Origin of the sequence: Pseudomonas sp. BP8 (genome assembly GCF_017875955.1) — a bacterium.
Taxonomy (GTDB): domain Bacteria; phylum Pseudomonadota; class Gammaproteobacteria; order Pseudomonadales; family Pseudomonadaceae; genus Aquipseudomonas.
The window spans coordinates 4,498,243-4,518,969 of record NZ_JAGINK010000001.1 but is presented as its reverse complement, the minus strand read 5'-3'; the positions used below and the strand labels follow the sequence as shown (position 1 = coordinate 4,518,969).

Annotated in this window: 16 protein-coding genes; 7 read left to right on the top strand and 9 right to left on the bottom strand. The window is 63.5% G+C overall.

Features of this window, described 5'->3' with window-relative positions:
• Positions 1-106: 106 nt before the first annotated feature.
• The 5 genes from J3B00_RS19825 to J3B00_RS19805 form a co-directional block, all read right to left on the bottom strand.
• The gene (locus tag J3B00_RS19825; protein ID WP_209870674.1) at positions 107-946 is read right to left on the bottom strand and encodes an alpha/beta hydrolase-fold protein; all 840 of its coding nucleotides are present in this window, start codon (positions 944-946) and stop codon (positions 107-109) included.
• An 11-nt stretch (positions 947-957) separates the two neighbouring features.
• On the bottom strand, positions 958-3,318 hold the full coding sequence (locus J3B00_RS19820) for a TonB-dependent siderophore receptor (protein ID WP_209870671.1): 2,361 nt from the start codon (positions 3,316-3,318) through the stop codon (positions 958-960).
• 268 nt (positions 3,319-3,586) lie between these two features.
• Positions 3,587-4,516 carry a DUF4880 domain-containing protein gene (locus J3B00_RS19815; RefSeq protein ID WP_348635967.1) on the bottom strand — a complete coding sequence of 310 codons (930 nt, stop codon included), beginning with the start codon at positions 4,514-4,516 and terminating at the stop codon, positions 3,587-3,589.
• Positions 4,513-5,031 carry a sigma-70 family RNA polymerase sigma factor gene (locus J3B00_RS19810; RefSeq protein WP_209870668.1) on the bottom strand — a complete coding sequence of 173 codons (519 nt, stop codon included), beginning with the start codon at positions 5,029-5,031 and terminating at the stop codon, positions 4,513-4,515. Before J3B00_RS19810 ends, J3B00_RS19815 begins: the two co-directional genes overlap by 4 nt.
• Before the next feature lie 220 nt (positions 5,032-5,251).
• Positions 5,252-5,419: a DUF6026 family protein gene (locus J3B00_RS19805; protein WP_245362594.1), complete on the bottom strand. Its 168-nt coding sequence runs from the start codon at positions 5,417-5,419 to the stop codon at positions 5,252-5,254.
• A 177-nt stretch (positions 5,420-5,596) separates the two neighbouring features.
• On the opposite strand from J3B00_RS19805, the gene gnd reads away from it, so the two are divergent.
• The 5 genes from gnd to J3B00_RS19780 all read left to right on the top strand — a co-directional run bounded on the left by gnd (position 5,597) and on the right by J3B00_RS19780 (position 12,180).
• Entirely contained in the window at positions 5,597-6,601 is a 1,005-nt protein-coding gene (gnd, locus tag J3B00_RS19800; RefSeq protein WP_310195870.1) for a phosphogluconate dehydrogenase (NAD(+)-dependent, decarboxylating), read from the top strand.
• Positions 6,598-8,100: a glucose-6-phosphate dehydrogenase gene (gene zwf / locus J3B00_RS19795; protein ID WP_209870662.1), complete on the top strand. Its 1,503-nt coding sequence runs from the start codon at positions 6,598-6,600 to the stop codon at positions 8,098-8,100. Before gnd ends, zwf begins: the two co-directional genes overlap by 4 nt.
• Positions 8,101-8,248: 148 nt before the next feature.
• Positions 8,249-10,045, top strand: coding sequence for a glycoside hydrolase family 15 protein (locus J3B00_RS19790; RefSeq protein WP_209870659.1), 1,797 nt, complete (start codon positions 8,249-8,251; stop codon positions 10,043-10,045).
• Positions 10,046-10,634: 589 nt separating this feature from the next.
• A complete protein-coding gene (locus tag J3B00_RS19785) occupies positions 10,635-10,892 on the top strand; it encodes a hypothetical protein (protein ID WP_209870656.1) in 258 nt (85 codons plus the stop codon).
• A gap of 475 nt (positions 10,893-11,367) precedes the next feature.
• Positions 11,368-12,180, top strand: a complete 813-nt coding sequence (locus J3B00_RS19780) for a class I SAM-dependent methyltransferase (RefSeq protein WP_209870652.1) — start codon at positions 11,368-11,370, stop codon at positions 12,178-12,180.
• A gap of 95 nt (positions 12,181-12,275) precedes the next feature.
• Here J3B00_RS19780 and glpT read toward each other — a convergent pair whose 3' ends face one another.
• Entirely contained in the window at positions 12,276-13,628 is a 1,353-nt protein-coding gene (glpT, locus tag J3B00_RS19775) for a glycerol-3-phosphate transporter (protein ID WP_209870649.1), read from the bottom strand.
• 260 nt (positions 13,629-13,888) lie between these two features.
• On the opposite strand from glpT, the gene J3B00_RS19770 reads away from it, so the two are divergent.
• A complete protein-coding gene (locus tag J3B00_RS19770; RefSeq protein ID WP_209870646.1) occupies positions 13,889-15,085 on the top strand; it encodes an MFS transporter in 1,197 nt (398 codons plus the stop codon).
• Positions 15,086-15,227: 142 nt separating this feature from the next.
• Positions 15,228-15,848, top strand: coding sequence for a TetR/AcrR family transcriptional regulator (locus J3B00_RS19765; protein ID WP_209870642.1), 621 nt, complete (start codon positions 15,228-15,230; stop codon positions 15,846-15,848).
• A 188-nt stretch (positions 15,849-16,036) separates the two neighbouring features.
• Here the strand turns inward: J3B00_RS19765 and preA are convergent, their stop codons facing one another.
• From preA to hydA, 3 genes are all read right to left on the bottom strand, one after another.
• Positions 16,037-17,311, bottom strand: a complete 1,275-nt coding sequence (preA, locus tag J3B00_RS19760) for an NAD-dependent dihydropyrimidine dehydrogenase subunit PreA (protein ID WP_209870638.1) — start codon at positions 17,309-17,311, stop codon at positions 16,037-16,039.
• The gene (locus tag J3B00_RS19755; RefSeq protein WP_209870634.1) at positions 17,312-18,679 is read right to left on the bottom strand and encodes an NAD(P)-dependent oxidoreductase; all 1,368 of its coding nucleotides are present in this window, start codon (positions 18,677-18,679) and stop codon (positions 17,312-17,314) included.
• A 132-nt stretch (positions 18,680-18,811) separates the two neighbouring features.
• Positions 18,812-20,251: a dihydropyrimidinase gene (gene hydA / locus J3B00_RS19750; RefSeq protein WP_209870631.1), complete on the bottom strand. Its 1,440-nt coding sequence runs from the start codon at positions 20,249-20,251 to the stop codon at positions 18,812-18,814.
• Positions 20,252-20,727 lie beyond the last annotated feature (476 nt).

The window sequence follows — 20,727 nt, the reverse complement described above, 5'->3', positions numbered from 1 at the left end:
GGTGCGTGTCAGTGCCGGCCTCTTCGCGGGGCAAGCCCGCTCCTACAGGATTGGCGCTAACCCTGTAGGAGCGGGCTTGCCCCGCGAAGAGGCCGGGAGGGTCGACTCAATAACGGCGGGTACTCATCAACTCATCCAGCACCCGCGCTGCCACGCGGAACGGCATCGACATGTGATCTTCCCCGGGTTCAACCTGGAAATCACTGCGTAGCCCATACTGCGACAGGCTTTCCAGGCGCCGCTGCAAGGCGCGCGCATCCTGGATTTCCTGCGGCATTTCCCGATCACCGATCAGCAAGGACAGGCTGCTGTGGGTCAGGTCCAGTTGCCCGGCCTGCGCACGGGTGAAGAACGTCCGCTCATGCGCCATCAGGTAGCGGTCACGCCACCACAGGCTTGGGCTGATCGCCACGACATGCTGGAACAAGGCCGGCCGGGTGAACAGCGTATACACCGCAAACATCCCGCCGAACGAATGCCCGACCAGGCTGCGCTGGTCCTGGTCAACCTTGAAGCGTGCATTGACCTTGGGCATCAGGCGCTGCTCGATGAAGTCGAGAAACAGATCCTGGCCTCCCTGCGGCGGCACATTGCGTTCGGCCGGCTGCGGCGGCGACATATCGAAGGCGCGCCGCTCGAAATCCAGCGGGGTATCACTGGGGTAACCGATGGCCACCACGATCGCCCCGCGCAAGCGCTCCTGGGCGCGCTTGGCGGCGTGCAACGCCGGGAAGTAGGCGTTGCCGTCGAGCAGGTAGATCACCGGGTAGCCGCCGGTCCAGGGCACATCACCCTCCGGCAGGCTGATCATGATGCGGTAGGAGCGGCCTTCGGCGCTTTGCATCATCCACTGCTCAGTGCCGTCGAGCCGCACCGGTTCAGCCTGGGCCAGCGACAGCCCGGCCAGCAGCCAGGCGCTCAGGCACAGCAACAATCTGCCAATCATGGGCATGCTCCTTACCAGCGGTAGCTGAGGCTGGTGATCAGGCTGCGCGCTTCGCCGCGGTAGCAGTAGCCTTGCTGGCAATTGATGTAGCGCTTGTCGAACAGGTTGCGCGCGTTGACGCCCAGGCGCACACCGTCCAGGCCGCCGCCGAAGTCGTAATGCACGCCGGCGTCGACCAGGGTGTAGCCTTCGTTTTTTACGGTGTTCAGCGCATCGCCATAGTTGCTGCCGGTGTAGCGCGCGCCAGCGGAGACGCCCAGGCCGAACGGCAGGCGGTAATCGAGCCACAGCGACGCCAGGTGGCGCGGAACGTTCATCGGTGCCTTGCCCTTGTTGCCGTCAAGGCTCTTGGTGACTTCGGCATCGTTGAAGCTGTAGCTGGCGGTCATCTTCAGACGCTCGCTGAGGTCGGACACCGCCTCCAGCTCAAGGCCGCGCGAGACCTGCTCGCCGGTGGCGATGCTGCGGGTCGCGTCGGCCAGGTCGCGGGTCAGCACGTTCTGCTGAGTGAGGTGGTAGAGCGATGCTGTGAGCAACGTCGAGCTGCCCGGCGGCTGGTACTTCACGCCGACTTCGTACTGTTCACCCTCGGTGGCTTTATACGGGCTGCCGTCGGGTTGCGCGCTGCTTTGCGGCAGGAACGAGGTGGCATAGCTGGCGTAGGGCGCCACGCCGTTGTCGAACAGGTACAGCGCACCCACTGAACCGGTGGTGGCCGAGTCGCTGTCCTTGCGGTTCTGGCTGGCGTCCAGATTGTCGCTGTGGCGCACATTCACCCAGTCTCGGCGCAGCCCGGCCGACAGGCGCCAGCGATCGATTTCGATCTGGTCCTGCAGGTACAGGCCGCTGCGGTGTTCCAAACCATCGCTATCGGCCAGTGCATCGCTGGGCCGTGGCACGAACTGGTGGTAGTCGGGATCGAAGCGGTCGATCGAGGGGCCGGGGCCCATGGCGTAGAGCAGCGAGGTGTCGATCACGGCGTAATCCCAGCCGGTCACCAGGGTGTGCTGCAGGGCGCCGGTGGCGAAGCGGCTGACCAGGCGGGTATCGCTCGACACCGACTCGAGGTTTTCGTAGAGGCCGACTGCAGTGCGGTCGAGGGTGTGACCGTCGCCGGCCTCCGAAGGCTCGAGGTACTGGTTGGTAGTGTCGACCTGGCCGTAGCGCAGGTTCTGCTGGAAGGTGAAGGTGTCGTTGAACACATGCTCGAACTCGTAGCCCAGGGTCCACTGGCGCTGCTCGAGCTTGTCGAAGTATTCGTCGCCTTGCCAGAAGTTGGTCAGGTGATCGCCGTCCTTGTAGAGCATCGGCGAGCCGGCGGTTTCCCGCTCCTGGTACTGGGCCAACACGGTCAGGCGGGTGTCGGGGTCGATCTGCCAGGTCAGCGACGGCGCGATCAGGCGCACGTCGTTGTTCAGCTGCTCGATATAGTTTTCCGCGTCGCGGTAGACGCCGACCACGCGAAACAGCAGGTCGCCCTGTTCATCCAGGCGTCCGCCAAGGTCGAACTGGCCTTGCTCGCGGTTGTAGTTGCCCGACTGGATCTGCACTTCATTCTGGGCCTGCAGGCTGGGCCGCTTGCTCACCCGGTTGACCATGCCGCCCGGGCTGATCTGCCCGTAGAGGACCGAGGCTGGGCCCTTGAGCACCTCGATGCGCTCCAGGTTGTAGGCCTCGGTCTGGTACAGCGACAGCCAGCCGCTGCCGGGTTGGCGCAGGCCGTCGAGAAAGTCGGCGGCGATGGTGGTCTCGAAGCCGCGCACGCTGATCATGTCGAAGCGCGGGTCCAGCCCGGAGCTACCTACGCGCACCCCGGCGGTATAAGCCACGGCGTCCTCGACCCGGTCGACCTTGCGGTCGGCGATCTGCTCGGCGGTGACCACGCTGATGCTCTGTGCGGTTTCCAGGATCGGCCGGTCAGTCTTGGTCGCGCTGCTGGCGTTGCTCGCGTAATAACCGCTGACGGGGCCGAAGGCGCTTTGTGTGGCGCTGGCGTCGATGTTGGTCGGTTCCAGTTGCAGGCCGGCGCCGCTTGGCGCGGGCAGCACGACGTAGCCGGAGGCGGTCTTGTGCACGGCCAGGCCGCTGCCGCTGAGCAGGTGGCTGAGGCCTTGCTCCAGTGAACCGCCGCCGGTCAGGCCTGGGCTGTTCAGGCCGCGGACCGCTTCAGGGGAGAACGACAGGGTGATCCCGGCGCGCTCGGCGAAGGTGCTCAAGGCCTGGTCGAGGGGCCCGGCAGGGATGCTCGGGGCTGACTGCGCTTCGGCCAGGGCGGTACCGGCGAACAGGCTCAGGGCCAGACACATGGCCAGTGGCAGGCTGCGGGCAGGGAAGGGCGCGAGGGGTTTGAACGGGCGGCGGTGAGGCAACATGAAAGGCGACCATTGAGGAAGAGATCATTCCTAACCGGATGAGGCTGGAAAGTCCGACAGTTTTTTTTCGGCGTCTGGCTTGAGCCCGCTGGGGGGCCCTTTCCGACCGCTAATGGCGCGGCCTGCGCTGGACCTGTGGGAGCAACTGTCTTGCACAGAACCTAAAGGCTGGCGCGATCACTGTGGGAGCGGCCTCGTGTCGCGAAAGGGGCGCGCAGCGCCCCCAGGATCGCCGGTTCCCTGCAGGCCTAGCAGGCGAATCGCTTTTTTAGACATGCACCACACGCACCCACCAGCGCGTCCGTTCAACAATGCGCACCGGCAGCAGGTGGGTAATATTGCGCAGCATCAATGCCGGCTCATCCAGGCGGAACACCCCCGACAAACGCAGCTCGGCCACCTCGCTGTCACAGCCCAGCCAGCCCTGCCGATAGCGACCGGCCTCAGCCAGGAACTCGCCCAGGCGAATATCGCTGACAATCAACAGGCCACGGCTCCAGGCAAATGGATCCAGTGCGCCGTGGCCAAGCTCGCGCATGCCGCTTGCGTCAATCGCCAGGCCGTGGCCAGCCTGCAACGTGCGGCTGCCACTGCTGGCGTTGACCAGCACCTCACCGCGCTCGACATGGACCTCGCTGTAGCCCTCATGCTCACGCAGCACTGCCCGTGCCTGCAGGCCCTCACACAACGCGAAGCGGCAGTGTGCTCGCCAGTTGGCGCCGTCCACCAACGCTTCACCCGCGCGCAAGAACAGCTCGCGGCCTTGAACGTCCAGTGCACTGTTGCTGTTCAGCGTCACCTGCGGGCCGCCGTCCAGATCGAGCTGGCGTCGCTCGCCGGTGGCAGTGGCAAAATCACTGCGCCACCCCGCAGGCGCCTGACTGACCAGCACACTGCTACTGCCCACGGCCAGGCCGACGCCGAGCAGCTTGAGCAGACGCCGACGGCTGACATCGGTTTCAGCCCGGCGTAACAAGGCGCTGGTATGGGCCGCATCGGGCAATTGGCTGGCCTGGAAGTGCCCGCTCAGTTGGCGCATGCGTTGCCAGGCCAGCTCGTGGCGGCCGTCGCGCTGACGCCAGGCCTGCAACTGCCGCTGCACATCGGGGTTGTCCGGGTATTCGCGCAGGCGCATCTGCCACTCGATGGCCTTGCACACGATCTCGTGAGGCAGGCGCTCGGCGCTGCTGGCGCTCACGGCAGGGGCTCGAAACACACGTGGTAGCAGTGCAGCAGGGCGCTGGCCACGTAGCGTTCGGCGGTGCGGCTGGAGATGTCCAACTGCTGCGCAACCTGGGCGTGAGTCAGGCCGCCCAGTTGATACAGCAGAAACGCTTCGCACACTGCGGGCTTGAGGCCGTCGAGCATCTGCGCGATTCGCTCCAGGCATTGCAGCGCCTCGTGGCGCACTTCAGGCGAGGGGCAACTGGCTTCAGGGAGCAGCGCCAGGGCGTCGAGGTAGGCGCGCTCCAGCGCATCGCGACGCCAGTGGTCGATCACCAGGCCACGAGCGATGCGCGCCAGCAAGGCTCGCGGTGCGCGGCCGCTGATGGGCTGGTCACGCACCAGCAGGCGGACGAAGGTGTCCTGGGCAAGATCCGCTGCCTGCTGCGAGCAGCCCACCGTGCGCCGCAGCCATGCATGCAGCCATCCGCGGTGGGTGCCGTACAAGACATCGAGTGGGATGATCGAATCCGTTTCATGCAGTGACATGGAACGCCCTGGGCTGACGTGAAGAAGGAGGATGAGAAGGCGCGCACCATAAACGCGAATCGTTCCCAATTCAATCTTTTTATCCAGCGCTGCAAGCGCAGGCTTGCTTTGCTGAGCCACGCACAATGGCCGCGTGGCGGCTCGGGCAAAAATAGATGGGGAGTTAATGTGAGAGCAATGTGGGAGCAAACTTAGCTCCCACCTCAGGAAAGGGATAAAATCAGGCGTTTACAGCTTTACCGTCGCTACGGCTCTGCTCCAGCAACAAGCTCAGTTGTGCCACTTGGCGCTGCAACTGGTCGCGCTCTTCCTGCAGACGACGCAGTTCATCACGGCGGACGGAGACATAAAGGGTCTGGACGGGAGTAGCTTGCATAAACGTACCCATTGCACACCTCGCAATTGGCTAGTGACTTTTTAAGCGTAGACGCTTCGCGCGGGCGCATTCTGAATTCTTTCTGCGGGCTTGGGAACTTTTTTGTTTATCGTTGTCTGCCCGTTCGTCGCTGAACCCTCGGGCGGCATGCTGGACTAATCTGGAAACCTGAACCGCCTTGTCATCCATATTCAAAGGGAGCATCGGCACATGCAATTGGGAATCGTCGGGCTGGGCCGCATGGGCGGCAATATCGCAAGACGGCTGATGCTTGCAGGGCATCGTACAGTGGTCCATGACCGCAACCGCGATGCAGTGACCACGCTGGAAAAAGAGGGCGCACAGGGTGCCCACGACCTCGGCGCCTTGATCCAGAAGCTCAAGGCACCGCGTGCGGTGTGGGTGATGCTGCCGGCCGGTGAACCGACCGAGCAGACCATCGCCCAGCTGGCTGACCTGCTCGAGCCGGGCGATGCGATCATCGACGGCGGCAATACCTTCTACAAGGACGACATGCGCCGCGCCAACACGCTGGCCAAGCGTGGTCTGCACTACCTCGACGTCGGCACCTCCGGCGGCGTGTGGGGCCTTGAGCGCGGCTACTGCATGATGATCGGCGGCGATAAAGACGTGTTTGAACGCCTCGAACCGCTGTTCAAGGCCTTGGCGCCTGGCGTCGGCGACATTCCCCGTACCCAGGGCCGCACGGGCGAGCACCAGCGCGCCGAGCACGGTTACATCCATGCCGGCCCAGCGGGTTCGGGGCACTATGTGAAGATGGTCCACAACGGCATCGAATACGGCCTGATGCAGGCCTATGCCGAGGGCTTTGACCTGCTGCGCAGCAAAGGCGGCAACGAACTGCCGGAAGATCAGCGCTTTGACCTCGACGTGGCCGAGATCGCCGAAGTCTGGCGCCGGGGCAGCGTGGTCACTTCGTGGTTGCTCGACCTTACCGCCGACGCGCTGGTCGCTGACCCGGCACTGGCCGAGTTCAGCGGCTCGGTGTCGGACAGTGGCGAAGGCCGCTGGACCATCGACGCCGCCGTCGAGCAGGCAGTGCCGGTGCCGGTGCTGTCCAGTGCGCTGTTTGCCCGCTTCCGCTCGCGTCAGCAGCAGGGCACCTTCGGCGATAAAGTGCTTTCGGCCATGCGCCTGGGCTTCGGTGGGCATGTCGAGAAGAAGCGCGAATGAGCCAACAGAAAATCCCCGCAGCACCGCCGTGCACGTTGTTCCTGTTTGGCGCCAATGGCGACCTGGTCAAGCGCCTGCTGACCCCGGCGCTGTACAACCTCAGCCGCGACGGCCTGCTCGACCGCAACCTGCGCATCGTCGGCGTCGACCATAACGCCGCCACTGCAGAGGAATTTGCCGAACGCTTGCACGCGTTCATGGCCGAGCGGGAACAAGGGGAGGGAATCCCCAAGTGCCTGGATGACAAGGTTTGGGCACGCCTGGCCAAGCGCCTCGACTACCAGACGGGCGACTTTCTCGACCCCGCCACGTACGAGGCCTTGGCCAAGCGCATCGACAAGACCAGCCATGGCAATGCGATTTTCTATCTCGCCACTTCGCCGCGCTTCTTCCCTGAAGTGGCGCAGCGCCTGGGTGATGCCGGCCTGCTCAACGAAGCTGCCGGCGGCTTTCGCCGGGTGGTGGTGGAAAAACCGTTCGGCACCGACCTGGCCAGCGCCGAAGCGCTCAATGCGCGCCTGCTCAAGGTGATGAGCGAGCGGCAGATTTACCGCATCGACCATTACCTGGGCAAGGAGACGGTGCAGAACATCCTCGTCAGCCGTTTTTCCAACGGCCTGTTCGAGTCGTTCTGGAACAACCATTACATCGACCATGTGCAGATCACCGCGGCCGAAACCGTCGGCGTGGAAACCCGCGGCGCGTTCTACGACAACACCGGTGCCTTGCGCGACATGGTGCCCAATCACCTGTTCCAGTTGTTGGCGATGGTGGCCATGGAGCCGCCGGCGGCCTTCGGTGCCGATGCTGTACGGGGTGAAAAGGCCAAGGTGATCGGTGCGATTCGCCCGTGGTCGGCAAAGATGGCCTTGAAGAACTCCGTGCGCGGCCAGTACAGCGCTGGCAAGCAAGGCCGCAAGCGCGTGCCCGGCTATCGCGAAGAGGGCAACGTGGCCAAGGACAGCCAGACCGAAACCTACGTCGCCCTCAAGGTGATGATCGACAACTGGCGCTGGGCCGGCGTGCCGTTCTACCTGCGCACCGGCAAGCGCATGAGCGTACGCGACACCGAGATCGCCATCTGCTTCAAGCCCGCGCCGTATGCGCAGTTTCGTGAGTCGGAGCTGGAGCGTCCCAAGCCCAACTACCTGAAGATCCAGATCCAGCCGAACGAGGGCATGTGGTTTGATCTGCAGGCCAAGCGGCCTGGGCCTGAGCTGGTGATGGAGAATGTCGAGCTGGGCTTTGCCTACAAGGACTTCTTCAAGATGACCCCGGCGACCGGTTACGAGACGCTGATCTACGACTGCCTGACCGGCGATCAGACCCTGTTCCAGCGTGCCGACAATATCGAGAATGGTTGGCGTGCGGTGCAGCCGTTTCTGGATGCCTGGGCCGCTGAGAGCGAAGTGCACACGTACCCGGCGGGCGAGGATGGCCCCGATGCCGGCAACGAACTGCTGACCCGTGACAAGCGCGAGTGGCATTCGCTGGGGTGAGGCCTTGGGGCCGCGCAGCGGCCCCAGCCATCGCCCATTAGTGCCGATCCAACACCCTGCAACAACAACACCGGAACTTTCACCCCAACCCAGGCAGACCAACTTAGAGACCCGCACACCCAGAAATACCTCAGCCCAAGGAGCTCCAATGCCAGCCCCGATCGAAGACTATGCCCTCTTGGGCAACTGCCGCAGCGCCGCCCTTGTCAGCCGCGACGGCTCTCTCGACTGGCTCTGCCTCCCACGTTTCGACGCCCCCGCCGTGTTCGCCGCGCTGCTCGGCAATGAAGAAAACGGCCGCTGGCGGCTGTCACCCTGCGACCCTGTCGAGCACACCCAGCGCCACTACCTGCAAGACACGCTGGTCCTGGAAACCACCTACACCACAGCCACCGGCCGCGCCCGCGTGCTTGACCTGATGCCGCTAGGCGAGACCAACTCGGTGATCCGCATCGTCGAAGGCCTGGCGGGCGAAACCAACTTCGAGATGGACCTGGTGATGCGCTTCGACTACGGCCGCAGCGTGCCTTGGGTAGAAAAACTCGACCCCTTGACCCTCAGCGCGGTGGCCGGTCCCGATCGGCTGATCCTGTGCAGCAGCGTCACCACCCACGCCCGCGACCACCACACGGTGTCGCGTTTTCGCGTCGCCGCTGGCGAGCGCCACACGTTCAGCCTGCGCCACCAGCCCTCGCACCTGCCGGTGCAGCCTGACTGCGACATCGACGACGCCCTCGAGCGCACCGTCAACGAGTGGCAAGCCTTCGCCGATCGCTGCCCCGACGTCGGCCGCTACAGCGCCCAGGTGCGCCGCTCGCTGCTGACCCTGAAGGCCATGACCTACGCACCCACCGGCGGCATCGTCGCTGCGGTGACCACCTCACTGCCCGAACGCGTCGGCGGTGAGCGCAACTGGGACTACCGCTACTGCTGGCTGCGCGACGCGACCATGACCTTGCTGGCCTTCATGAACCTTGGCTATTTCGACGAGGCCCAGGCCTGGCGCGAATGGCTGCTGCGCTCGGTGGCCGGTAACCCCGAGCAGATGCAGATCATGTACGGCCTGGCGGGCGAGCGTGATTTGCAGGAGTACGACTTGCCCTGGCTGGCCGGCTACGAGCATTCCCAGCCGGTGCGGGTCGGTAACGCAGCGGCCAGCCAGCATCAGCTGGATATCTACGGTGAACTTGCCGACGCCATGAGCCAGGCGATCAAGGGAGGCTTACCGCGCCACCCGCGCAGTGCGGCGATTGCGCGGTTGATCATGCCCTACCTGGAAGGCATCTGGCGCCAGCCAGATGAAGGCATTTGGGAGGTACGTGGCGGCACCCAGGATTTCGTCCATTCCAAGGTAATGGCCTGGGTCGCGTTTGATCGCGCGGCGGGGCTGGCGGATGCCACCGAAGAGGACCGTGAGCGTGGCCGGCACTATCGGCAGGTGGCTGACGAGATTCATCGCGAAGTGTGTGAGCGCGGCCTCGATCCGCAAGGTCGGTTTTTCGTCCAGGCTTACGGCTCGAGCGAAATGGACGCCAGTCTGTTGCAGATAGCTTTGACCGGATTCTTGCCGGCGCACGACCCACGTTTCTTGCGTACGCTTGAGCAGATCGAGCAGCGCCTGCTGAAAAAGGGCCTGTTGCTGCGTTACGACACCGACAGTTGTGGTGACGGCCTGTCACCGGGAGAGGGGACGTTTCTGGTGTGTTCGTTCTGGTTGGCCGATGTCTATGTGCTGCTCGGGCGCCATGCCGAGGCGCAGGCGTTGTACGAGCGCTTGCTCGGGCTGTGCAACGACGTGGGGTTGCTGGCCGAGCAATACGACCCGCTGGGGCAGCGCATGCTGGGTAACTTCCCGCAGGCGTTCAGCCACATCGGCATCGTCAATACCGCGTTGAATCTGCATCGGGCGCAGTGTCCGGTGCGTGATCGGGCGAGCTGTGGTTGAGTCTCGCCAGCAAAGCTGGGGGCGCTGCGCGCCCCTTTCGCGACACAAGGCCGCTCCCACAAATGACCGCGTCGCTGTCGAGACGTGTGTAGTCTCTGTGGGAGCTGTCTTGCACTGCACCTAAAGCTGGCGCGGTCCATCTCTGTGGGAGCGGCCTCGTGTCGCGAAAGGGCTGCAAAGCAGCCCCGGCGAGCTCAAGGCTAACGTCGATTCCGGATATCTTTCAATATCCCAACCCGCGTCCTACGTCACGGAATCAGATTTTCCCTATTCCGTGTAGTCCATTTCCGAATCATTCTTTTACCGCCTTTGCGCCATTGCGGTGGTTTCTTGAGCGCCCTAGTCTCGGTCCGTCGCTGCAAATTCAGCGGCCGGGTCTGCAAGCCTGGGTGTATTACGAGCCTACTGCTCACCAGTAGCCTTTGGCGTTTTTCCATGGGCTCAACTTAATGGTGGCTGTGTGTGGGTGGCCTTCGGCCAGCCGGGTTTTTGCCTCGTAATGCCCCGGTCTTGCAGACCCGCACATAGCTACCACCCATCACCTGCAAGTGATGACGTGGCGGCCAGACCAATGCATTGCGAGGTGTTTATGCGAAAGATCGTCCCCGATCCACCCCATTCCACTCTTCCCCCTCAATCCCTCGAAGACACCCTGGTCCAAGCCTCGGAGTACACCCTCTGCGCCCTGACGGTCGCCCATCAATCCATGCTGCTACTGGCCCGGTCGCCGGGCTCGATCATGTTGCTTTCAGTCATGCACGAACTTGATTCGATTCGTGCATTGGTGGAATCGGCGTTGGCGCAGGTGCAGCGGCGGGATCAGCCCGGGATGCATACGCTGCATTGACTGTTTTTTTAATCGAAGGGTGAGGTGTTTGTGAGGGCCCTGGGGGCTGCTGCGCAGCCCATCGCGGGACAAGCCCGCTCCTACAGGGATCGTGTATGGCGCTAGTTACACGGCAAACGCGGTCATTGTGGGAGCGGCCTTGTGTCGCGAAAGGGCCGCAACGCGGCCCCAGCTTTTGACTCACTCTAAGGAGTGACCAAGGTGTTCAGCCGGCGCTTCAAACGGGCTTTATTCTTTCAACCTATAACTATGTAGCTAATGCTTCTTGCAGGTGCGTCTCCATCCCTTGCTGCTTTTCCAGCTGGGCGCTTAGCTTGATCTAGGCTTGGGCGCGCCGCCGGGGTTGGCCCTCTATCGTCAAGCGACGACACCGCGTAGCCGCCGAACCCCGCCGCCCCAGCCTGGACCCTCCTATCACACACTGGCACGTCGACCGCCCGCAGGAGGGCGGCGGCGCGAAACAAAGGTGCACGTCATGAGCACTCCCTTGGATATGAACGCATTGAAGGCCCGCCAACAGGCTGCGTGGGCCAGCGGTGATTACGCGGTAATCGGTACCACCTTGCAGTTGGTGGGTGAACGCCTGGCCGAGGCCTGCGACCTGCGCTGGGACGAGCAGGTGCTGGATGTCGCGGCCGGTAACGGCAACGCCACCTTGGCGGCGGCGCGCCGCGGTTGTCGGGTGACGTCGACCGACTATGTGCCCGAGCTGTTGAAGCGCGGCGAAGAGCGCGCCCGTGCCGAACATCTGCAGGTGCAGTTTCAAACCGCCGATGTCGAAGCACTGCCGTTTGCCGATGGCGCCTTCGACGTGGTGGTGTCGACCTTCGGCGTGATGTTCGCGCCTGATCAGGCGCAAGCGGCCAAGGAGTTGGCGCGGGTCTGTCGACCGGGCGGCAGGATCGGTTTGGCCAACTGGACCCCGCAGGGCTTTGTAGGGCAGATGTTCAAGACCTTGGGCCGGCACGTACCGCCGCCGGCCGGCGCGCTCCCGCCGTCGCGCTGGGGCGATGAAGCGCAACTGCGCGAGCTGTTCGGCGAGGCCATTGGCGAGATCAAGGTCAACCGCGAGCAATTCAACTTCCGCTATCGCTCGGCGGCGCATTTCATTGATGTATTCAGGACCTGGTATGGCCCGGTGCACAAGGCGTTTGCGTCGTTGGAGAGTGGCCCTGCGGCAGCGCTGGAGCAGGATCTGAGCCAGTTGCTGAACGACGGCAATGTGGCGGGGGAGGCGTCGTTGGTGGTGCCGAGTGAGTACCTGGAAGTGGTCATCACCCGGCGCTGAGACGTTCATCGTTGGCGCAGGTACCGTGGGGGCCGCTGCGCGGCCCCGGCGGACCTATGCCGGCTACGGTAGAAGAGGTTCAAAAAGGCCCGGCCTCAAGCCGCGACCCCACGGCTGCTGCTGGCAGCCCGAGTATGGCGCAGGGTCGGTACCAGGAACGCAATCGCCAGCAGACAAGCTGCTATCAGCATCACGAATCCGCCGTCCCAGCCAAAGTGGTCCACGGTATACCCCATCGCCGCGCTCGCCGCGACCGAACCACCGAGGTAGCCGAATAATCCGGTAAAGCCGGCGGCGGTACCGGCGGCCTTTTTCGGTGCCAGTTCCAGTGCCTGCAAGCCAATCAGCATGACCGGCCCATAGATCAGGAAGCCGATGGCGAACAGCGCAGCCATGTCCACGCCAGGATTGCCCGGCGGGTTCAGCCAATAGACCAGGGTGGCCACCGTCACCAACGCCATGAACACGATCCCGGTCAGGCCGCGATTGCCACGGAAGATCTTGTCCGACATCCAGCCGCACAGCAGCGTGCCGGGTATGCCCGCCCATTCGTAGAAGAAATACGCCCACGAGGTAGTGTCGACGGAAAAGTGTTTGGCCTCCTTCAGGTAGGTGGGCGCCCAGTCCAGAACGCCATAGCGCAGCAGATAGACGAAGACGTTGGCTAGTGCGATGTACCACAGCAGTTTGTTGCACAGCACGTACTCGACGAAGATCTGCTTGGCGCTGAATTCCTTTTCGTGGCTCGCATCGTAGCCTTGCGGATAATCATTCTTGTATTGCTCCACCGGCGGCAGGCCTACCGATTGAGGGGTGTCACGCATCGCGGCAAAGGCGAATACAGCGACCAGCAGCGCCATGGTGGCGGGGACGTAGAACGCGGCGTGCCAGTCGTTGGTCCACGCCAGGCCAAGCAGGAACAGCGGCCCTATCAGACCACCGCCAACGTTGTGCGCCACGTTCCATACCGAAACCACGCCACCGCGTTCTTTTTGCGACCACCAGTGGACCATGGTTCGTCCACTCGGCGGCCAGCCCATGCCTTGGGCCCAGCCGTTGATGAACAGCAGGACGAACATGATCGTGACGCTGGAGGTGGCCCAAGGTGCGAAACCGAACACGAACATCACTGCCGCTGAGACCAGCAGTCCAAACGGCAGGAAATAGCGCGGGTTGGAACGGTCGGAGACCAGCCCCATGAGGAATTTGGACAATCCATAGGCGATGGCGACGGCCGAGATGGCGACGCCTAACTGTCCGCGCGTATAGCCCTGCTCTTCGATCAGGTAAGGCATGGCTAACGAGAAATTCTTGCGCAGCAGGTAGTAGCCGGCGTAGCCGATGAAGATACCGGCAAAGATCTGCCAGCGCAGGCGGCGGTAAGTGGTATCGACTTGGTCGTCAGGTAGCGGGGCCCGGTGTGAGGCAGGACGGAAGAAGGCAAACATGCAGACGCTCCGGATTTTTTATTAGTATGCGAAAGCGAATATTGCATTTTCGTTATGCAAATAATATGGGGTTATACCCAGTTCATATGTTGTTTTTCGAATAATGCCGACGGGTTCACATACCCGCTGCAGCTGAGTGCCGATAGCGTGCTGAGCATGACAGATGCAAATCTGCCGACCTCAACTCCAGCATTCCCTTGCCTATTGCAACGCCTGCCCGTGGTAGAAACAGCCCACCCCAACCCGCAGGGATCGCTGCAATGACGTTACCCGCCCAACCACGTTTCGGCCTGTTCTGTGTCGCCAGTTTTCTCCTTTCGATTGCCTACGGCGCAACCTTCCTGCTGTCACTGCTGGTCAGCGACTTCGGCGGCAGCGAGCGCGATGCTGGTCAGGTGTTTGCCGTGGCCATGGTCAGTACCTTGCTGGCGGTACTCGCCTCCGGGCATGTGATGCAGCGGCTGGGCGCAGCGCGCTGTATCGCCCTGGGCGCGGTGTGCCTGGTGTGCGCATCGCTGGGTTTTGCCCTGGCGCCTGGGCTCGGCCTGATGCTGCTGGGCTGCGGCCTGCTGCTCGGGGTTGGTTGGGGCATGTTCTATACGGTCGGACCGATCATGGTGGCGGCGATGGTCGAGCCAGCCCGACGCACACACTGCTTTGCACTGTTGTCCGGGAGCATGCTGGCCGGTATCGGCAGCGGGCCGTTGGCGGGCAGTTTGGCCGGGTATGCGGGCTGGCCGGTGCAGGCGGCGTTTGCCTGTGCGGCAGTCGCGGCAGCGCTTGGCGGGCTGTACTTCTGGCGGCTGGGGAGCGGCCTGCGGGGCGCAGTGCCGCAGCCGGTCGATCGGGTGCAGATCAGTTTTGCCGCGGCGGCCAGCGTGCTGCGTTCGCCCTCGGCGCTGTCGATTGTGATGGTCGGCCTGGGCGGGGCTATCTTCGGCGGCATGGGCAGCTTTCAGACCAGCTATGCGGCAAGCCTGGGGCTGGACTATGTGTTGTTCTTCGTGGGGTTCATGGGGGCGGCCATTGGCTGTCGTTTGCTGATTGCCGGTTGGGTGGTCAAACGTCATCCGTTGGCGACCTCTGCGGTGTTGACGACGCTGATGATGATCGCCGTACTGGGCTTTGGCGTGTGGGTGCACGATAGCGTCAGCTACCTGCTGACGGCGGCGCTGTTGGGTATCGGCTATGGCTTGAACTACTCGGTGATCAACGGCTTGGCGGCCAACGAAGCACCGCCGAAGCTTACCGCGCAGGCCTTGTTGCTGTTCAGCCTGGGGTACTTTGTCGGAGTGTTCGGCTTCCCCTTTATCGCAGGCAAGTTGATCAGTCAGGCAGGCGTGCAGGGCATGTTGACCAGCGTTGGCGTGATTGCCGGATTGGTCTGGGTGTTGAGCGTAGGACGCTGGTTGCGTTGGCGCTTGAGCAAGGCCGCGAGTGCGCCGAGTACCTTGTAAGAGCGGGCTTGCCCCGCGAACACCGGCGCAGCCGGTGCCAATTGTCAGCGGTGAATGGCCAGGCCTGTTCGCGGGTAAAGCTTTACCTGAGCTGCGCGCAAAACTGTTAGCCTTGAGCGGTTTCAGTCGTTTCGGACAGGCCATGGCCAATCACAAGATCGAGATCCGCCGACGCAACGTCGAGAAGATTCTGCAAGCTGCCGAGAAGGTGTTTGCCGAGAAAGGCTTCGGCGCCACCTCCATGGGCGACATCGCCGAACAGGCCGAACTGCCGCGCTCCAATCTGCACTATTACTTCAGCACCAAGGACGACCTGTACCGGGCGGTGCTGCAGGACCTGCTCGATGTGTGGAAACAGGACGCGCTGTGCTTCGAGCAGTTCGATGACCCGCGGGTGGTGCTGACCAGTTATATCCGGGCGAAAATGAGCCATTCGCGCTCGCGCTCGCTGGGCTCGAAGATCTGGGCCGAGGAGATGCTGCACGGCGCGCCGTTGCTCGGGGCGAGCCTGGACGACAACCTGGTGCCCTGGGCGCAGTTGAAGGAAGGCAAGATTCGTCGCTGGGTGGAAGAGGGGCGGATTCTGCCGGTCGAGCCTTCGGCGCTGTTGTACATGATCTGGGCGTCGACCCAGCACTATGCCGATTTTGGTTATCAGGTGGCGCTGCTCAATGGTGGCGAGGCGCTGTCGGACATGGCCTTTGAGCGGGCGGTGCAGACGGTGACCGGGGTGATCTTGCGCGGGATTGGTTTGGCGCCTTGAGGGTCAGCCCTTGCAAGGTCTTTGCGTTACCTGCGGATTTCATCATGGAGGCCGGCAATGCCGGGGGCGCTGCGCGCCCCTTTCGCGACACAAGGCCGCTCCCACAGTAGATGACGCAACGCGGTCCATTGTGGGAGCGGCCTTGTGTCGCGAAAGGGTTGCGCAGCAGCCCCAGCAATCTCCGGATATCAGCTGGCCTCACGGTAGGGGTTGCGCGGATCCTGGGTCCAGTTCAGGTATGGCTTGCCGGTCTCCTGCGGGACCATCTCGATGCAGTCTTCCACCGGGCAGGTGATCTGGCACAGGTTGCAGCCCACGCACTCCTCTTCGATCACGCTGTAGCCATGTGTACCGTCCGCTTGCAAGGTACTGCCGATGGCCTGGTGCGAGGTGTCCTCACAGGCGATATGACACCGCCCGCAGCCAATGCAGGCCTCCTGGTCGATCTTGGCAATGACCTTGTAGTTGATGTCCAGGTACTTCCAGTCCGTGGTATGCCCCACCGCCTGGCCACGAAACGCCTCCAGGCTCTGATGCCCATGCTGGTCCATCCAGCGCGACAGGCCATCCTGCATGTCTTCGACAATCCGGAAACCATGCAGCATCGCCGCCGTGCACACCTGTACCGCGCCGCAGCCCAAAGCAACGAACTCCGCCGCATCCCGCCAGTTGCCGATCCCGCCAATGCCGCAGATCGGCAGGCCGCGGGTGAGCGGGTCGCGGGCAATCTCGGCCACCATGTTCAACGCGATCGGCTTCACCGCCGAGCCGCAGTAACCGCCATGGGTGCTCTGGTCGCCGACGATCGGGTGGGCGACCATGCGCTCCAGGTCGACACTGGTGATCGAGTTGATGGTGTTGATCAGCGACACCGCATCGGCCCCGCCGCGATGGGCCGCACGTGCCGAAGTGCGGATGTCGGTGATGTTTGGCGTGAGCTTGACGATCACCGGCAGCGAGCAGTAGGTCTTGCACCAGCGGGTGACCATTTCGACGTACTCCGGCACCTGGCCGACTGCGGCGCCCATGCCGCGCTCAGGCATGCCGTGCGGGCAGCCGAAGTTGAGCTCGATGCCATCGGCGCCGGTGGCTTCGACCAGCGGCAGGATGAACTTCCACGATTGTTCTTCGCACGGCACCATCAGTGACACGATCAGCGCGCGGTCAGGCCAGTCCTTTTTGACCTGGGTGATCTCGCGCAGGTTGATCTCCAGTGAACGGTCGGTGATCAGCTCGATGTTGTTGATCCCTTGCACCTGGCGGTTGGGGCCGAAGTGCGCCGAGTAGCGCGACGAGACGTTGACCGCCGCCGGGTCTTCGCCGAGGGTCTTCCAGACCACGCCGCCCCAGCCAGCCTCGAAGGCGCGGACCACGTTGTAGGCCTTGTCGGTCGGCGGCGCGGAGGCCAGCCAGAACGGGTTGGGGGACTTGATGCCGGCGAACACGATAGACAAGTCGGCCATTTACGCAGCCTCCACATTGAGCATGAGTTGGGCATGGATGGCTTCGGCGGCCAGCTTGCCGTGTTGCACGGCCTGGACGGTGAGGTCCTGGCCCAGCGCGGTGCAGTCGCCGCCGGCGTACACGCCGGGCACGCTGGTGCACATGCTGGCGTCGACGCGGATGCGTTCGCCATCGCGCGCCAGTTGCGCGGCCAGCGGGTCGCTCAGGCTGTGCTCGTCAAAGCATTGGCCGATGGCCGTGAAGATGGCGTCGGCAGCCAGCTCGAAGTTCTCGCCAGTGTCGCTCAGGCGGCCTTCGACCAGGCCGGTGCGGGCGAAGCGCATGCCGCGCACGCGGCCATTGTCGTCGAGCAGCACGGCATCGGGGCGTGCCCAGGTGTGCAGGCGCACCTGGTTGGCCTTGGCGATGTCCTGCTCATGTTCGGTGGCGCCCATGTCGGCGTGACCCCGGCGGTACACCAGGTTGACGTCGCGGGCACCGAGGCGGCTCATCTGCACAGCCATGTCGATGGCGGTGTTGCCGGCGCCGATCACCAGGCAGCGGTCGGCCAGTGGCAGTTGGCTGAGGTCGTCGGTTTGGCGCAGCTCGCGGATGTAATCGGTCGCGGCGAGCAGGCCGGGCGCCTGTTCATCTGGCAGCCCGAGCTGGCGCACGGCATTCAGGCCGAGGCCGAGAAACACCGAGTCGTACTGCTGGTGCAGCTCGCTCAGGCTGAGGTTGTCGCCCAGGCGCTGGCCATGGCGAATCTCGATGCCGCCGATGCCGAGCAGAAACTCCACCTCACGCTGGGCGTAGTCATCCACCAGCTTGTAGCGGGCGATGCCGTATTCATTGAGGCCGCCGGATTTGTCCCGCGCCTCGAAGATCACCACATCGTGGCCATGCATCGCCAGGCGGTGCGCGCAGGACAACCCCGCCGGGCCGGCGCCGACCACGGCGATGCGCTTGCCGCTGGCCGGCGAACGTTTGAACGGGTGTTCGCTGAAACCGGCGTTGTCCAGCGCATAGCGCTGCAGTTGGCCGATCAGCACCGGTGCGCACTCCTGGGCGTTGTTACGCACGCAGGCCTGCTCGCAGAGGATTTCGGTGGGGCAGACGCGGGCGCAACTGCCGCCGAGGATGTTGGCCGACAGGATCCGCTCGGCGGCGCCTTGCAGGTTCTCGTCGCTGATGCGGTGGATGAACGAGGGGATATCGATGTCGCTCGGGCAGGCGTTGACGCACGGCGCATCGAAGCAGTACAGGCAGCGCGAGCTTTCAACGGCGGCCTGGCGGGCGGTGAGGGGCGGGGCGAGGTCGCCGAACTGCTCGGCCAACTGCTCGGCGCCACCCCGGGGGTGCGGCAAGTGGTTCAGGGCATCGATCACGGTTGTAGCCTCTCTCTGTTTTTATCTCGCACCAGGCGGCGGTTACCCGCCCGGTCCGTGCTGGGTGGATGGCAGTCAACAGCAATACGGCGCCGCCCGGCTTCTGCTGAGCCGGTGCGGCAGTGCGGGTGGTCAGCGGCTGACGGGGGTCGGTCGCTGGTGCTCGGCGCGGCGGCTGAGTACCTCGAACACCGAGGGGTAGGCCGGGCGCTCGATATAACGGCCGGCGCCGGGTTCGGCGCGCAGGTCGCCATCGGCCCAGACCACGCGGCCCTGGCTGATGGTGTGGCTGGGGATGCCGCGCACGGTGCGGCCCTCGAAGATGTTGAAGTCGACCCGCTGGTGATGGGTCTGCGCGGAGATCGTGCGCGTGCCCTGTGGGTCCCACAGCACCAGGTCAGCGTCGGCGCCGACACGGATGGCGCCTTTGCGCGGGAACAGGTTGAAGATTTTCGCGGTGTTGGTCGAGGTCAGTGCAACGAACTCATGCATCGACAAGCGCCCGCTGTTGACCCCGGCATCCCAGAGCACCGCCATGCGGTCCTCGATACCGGCGGTGCCGTTGGGAATGCGGCTGAAGTCATCGCGCCCCACGGCCTTCTGCTCGGCGCAGAAACAGCAGTGGTCGGTGGCGGTGGTGTGCAGGTTGCCCGACTGCAACCCGCGCCACAGCGCCTCCTGGTGCTCGCGTGGGCGGAATGGCGGGCTCATCACGTAGCCGGCGGCGGTCGACCAGTCGGGGTCACGGTAGACGCTGTCGTCGAGCAGCAGGTGGCCGGGCAGCACTTCGCCGTAGACCGGCTGGCCCTTGCCTCGGGCGTAGGCGATTTCGTCGAGCGCTTCGCGGGTCGACACATGGACCAGGTACAGCGGCGTGCCCAAGGTCTCGGCAATGCGAATCGCCCGGCTGGCGGCTTCACCTTCAACCTGCGGCGGACGCGACAGCGGGTGCGCCTCGGGCCCGGTCATGCCTTGGGCGAGCAGCTTCTGTTGCAGGTGGTAGACCAGCTCGCCGTTCTCCGCATGCACAGTCGGCACCGCGCCCAGTTGCAGGCAGCGCTCGAAGCTGGCCACCAGGGTGTCGTCGGCAGCCATGATCGCGTTCTTGTAGGCCATGAAGTGCTTGAAGCTGTTGACCCCGTGATGGGCGACCAGCTCGCCCATTTCTTCGGCGACCTGTTCGCTCCACCAAGTGATGGCAACGTGAAAACCATAATCGCTGGCAGATTTCTCTGCCCAGCCACGCCAGGTATGAAACGCCTCCAGCAGCGACTGCTGGGGATTGGGGATAACGAAGTCGATGATCGAGGTGGTCCCGCCGGCGAGGCCCGCGGCGGTGCCGCTGAAAAAGTCTTCGCTGGCCACGGTGCCCATGAACGGCAACTGCATGTGGGTATGCGGGTCGATACCGCCAGGCATCAGGTACTGGCCACTGCCGTCGAGGATCTCGCAGTCGGTGGGCGGGTCGAGGTTTTCGCCGATGGCGCGGATCAGGCCATCAACACACAGGACATCAGCGGGGTAGCTTTCTTCGTGGGTAACCACGGTGGCACCACGGATCAACAGGGACATGCCGTCTTCCTCGCAGGCTGACCGGTCTGAAGCCGGTTCTTGAAATTATTCGTCTGCCAGTGGCTGGAGGAAACTTGCAATCCTGTCAGACCTGACAAGAATGAAATCTAGATGCGGATCAACTATTGTTCAAGAAAATTATTTATAAGCTTATATCTTCAGTAAGTTGCTGAAATATAAGTAATTAATTTAATAATCACCAAAATGGTGAGGGGTCTCCCCAAATTGACGCACTTGACAAGAAGCCAAATTGGTCAAGATTTTCCATGCAAAATCAGCTGCTTGAATCCTGGTTTTTCAAGCGCGGGCCGCGTTGAAAAAAATCAGGCTGCACCAGATTGAAACCGGTCGCCGTGGGCCGGTGGGGTGCAAGCGGCGGGCGAGGGGCCGCTAGGGCTTTTCGTGGTTGTAGATGATTGCTTTGCAGAACAGCTAGTTACCTCCGGTCGGTGGCGGCCATTCGGGAAGGCGTTGGC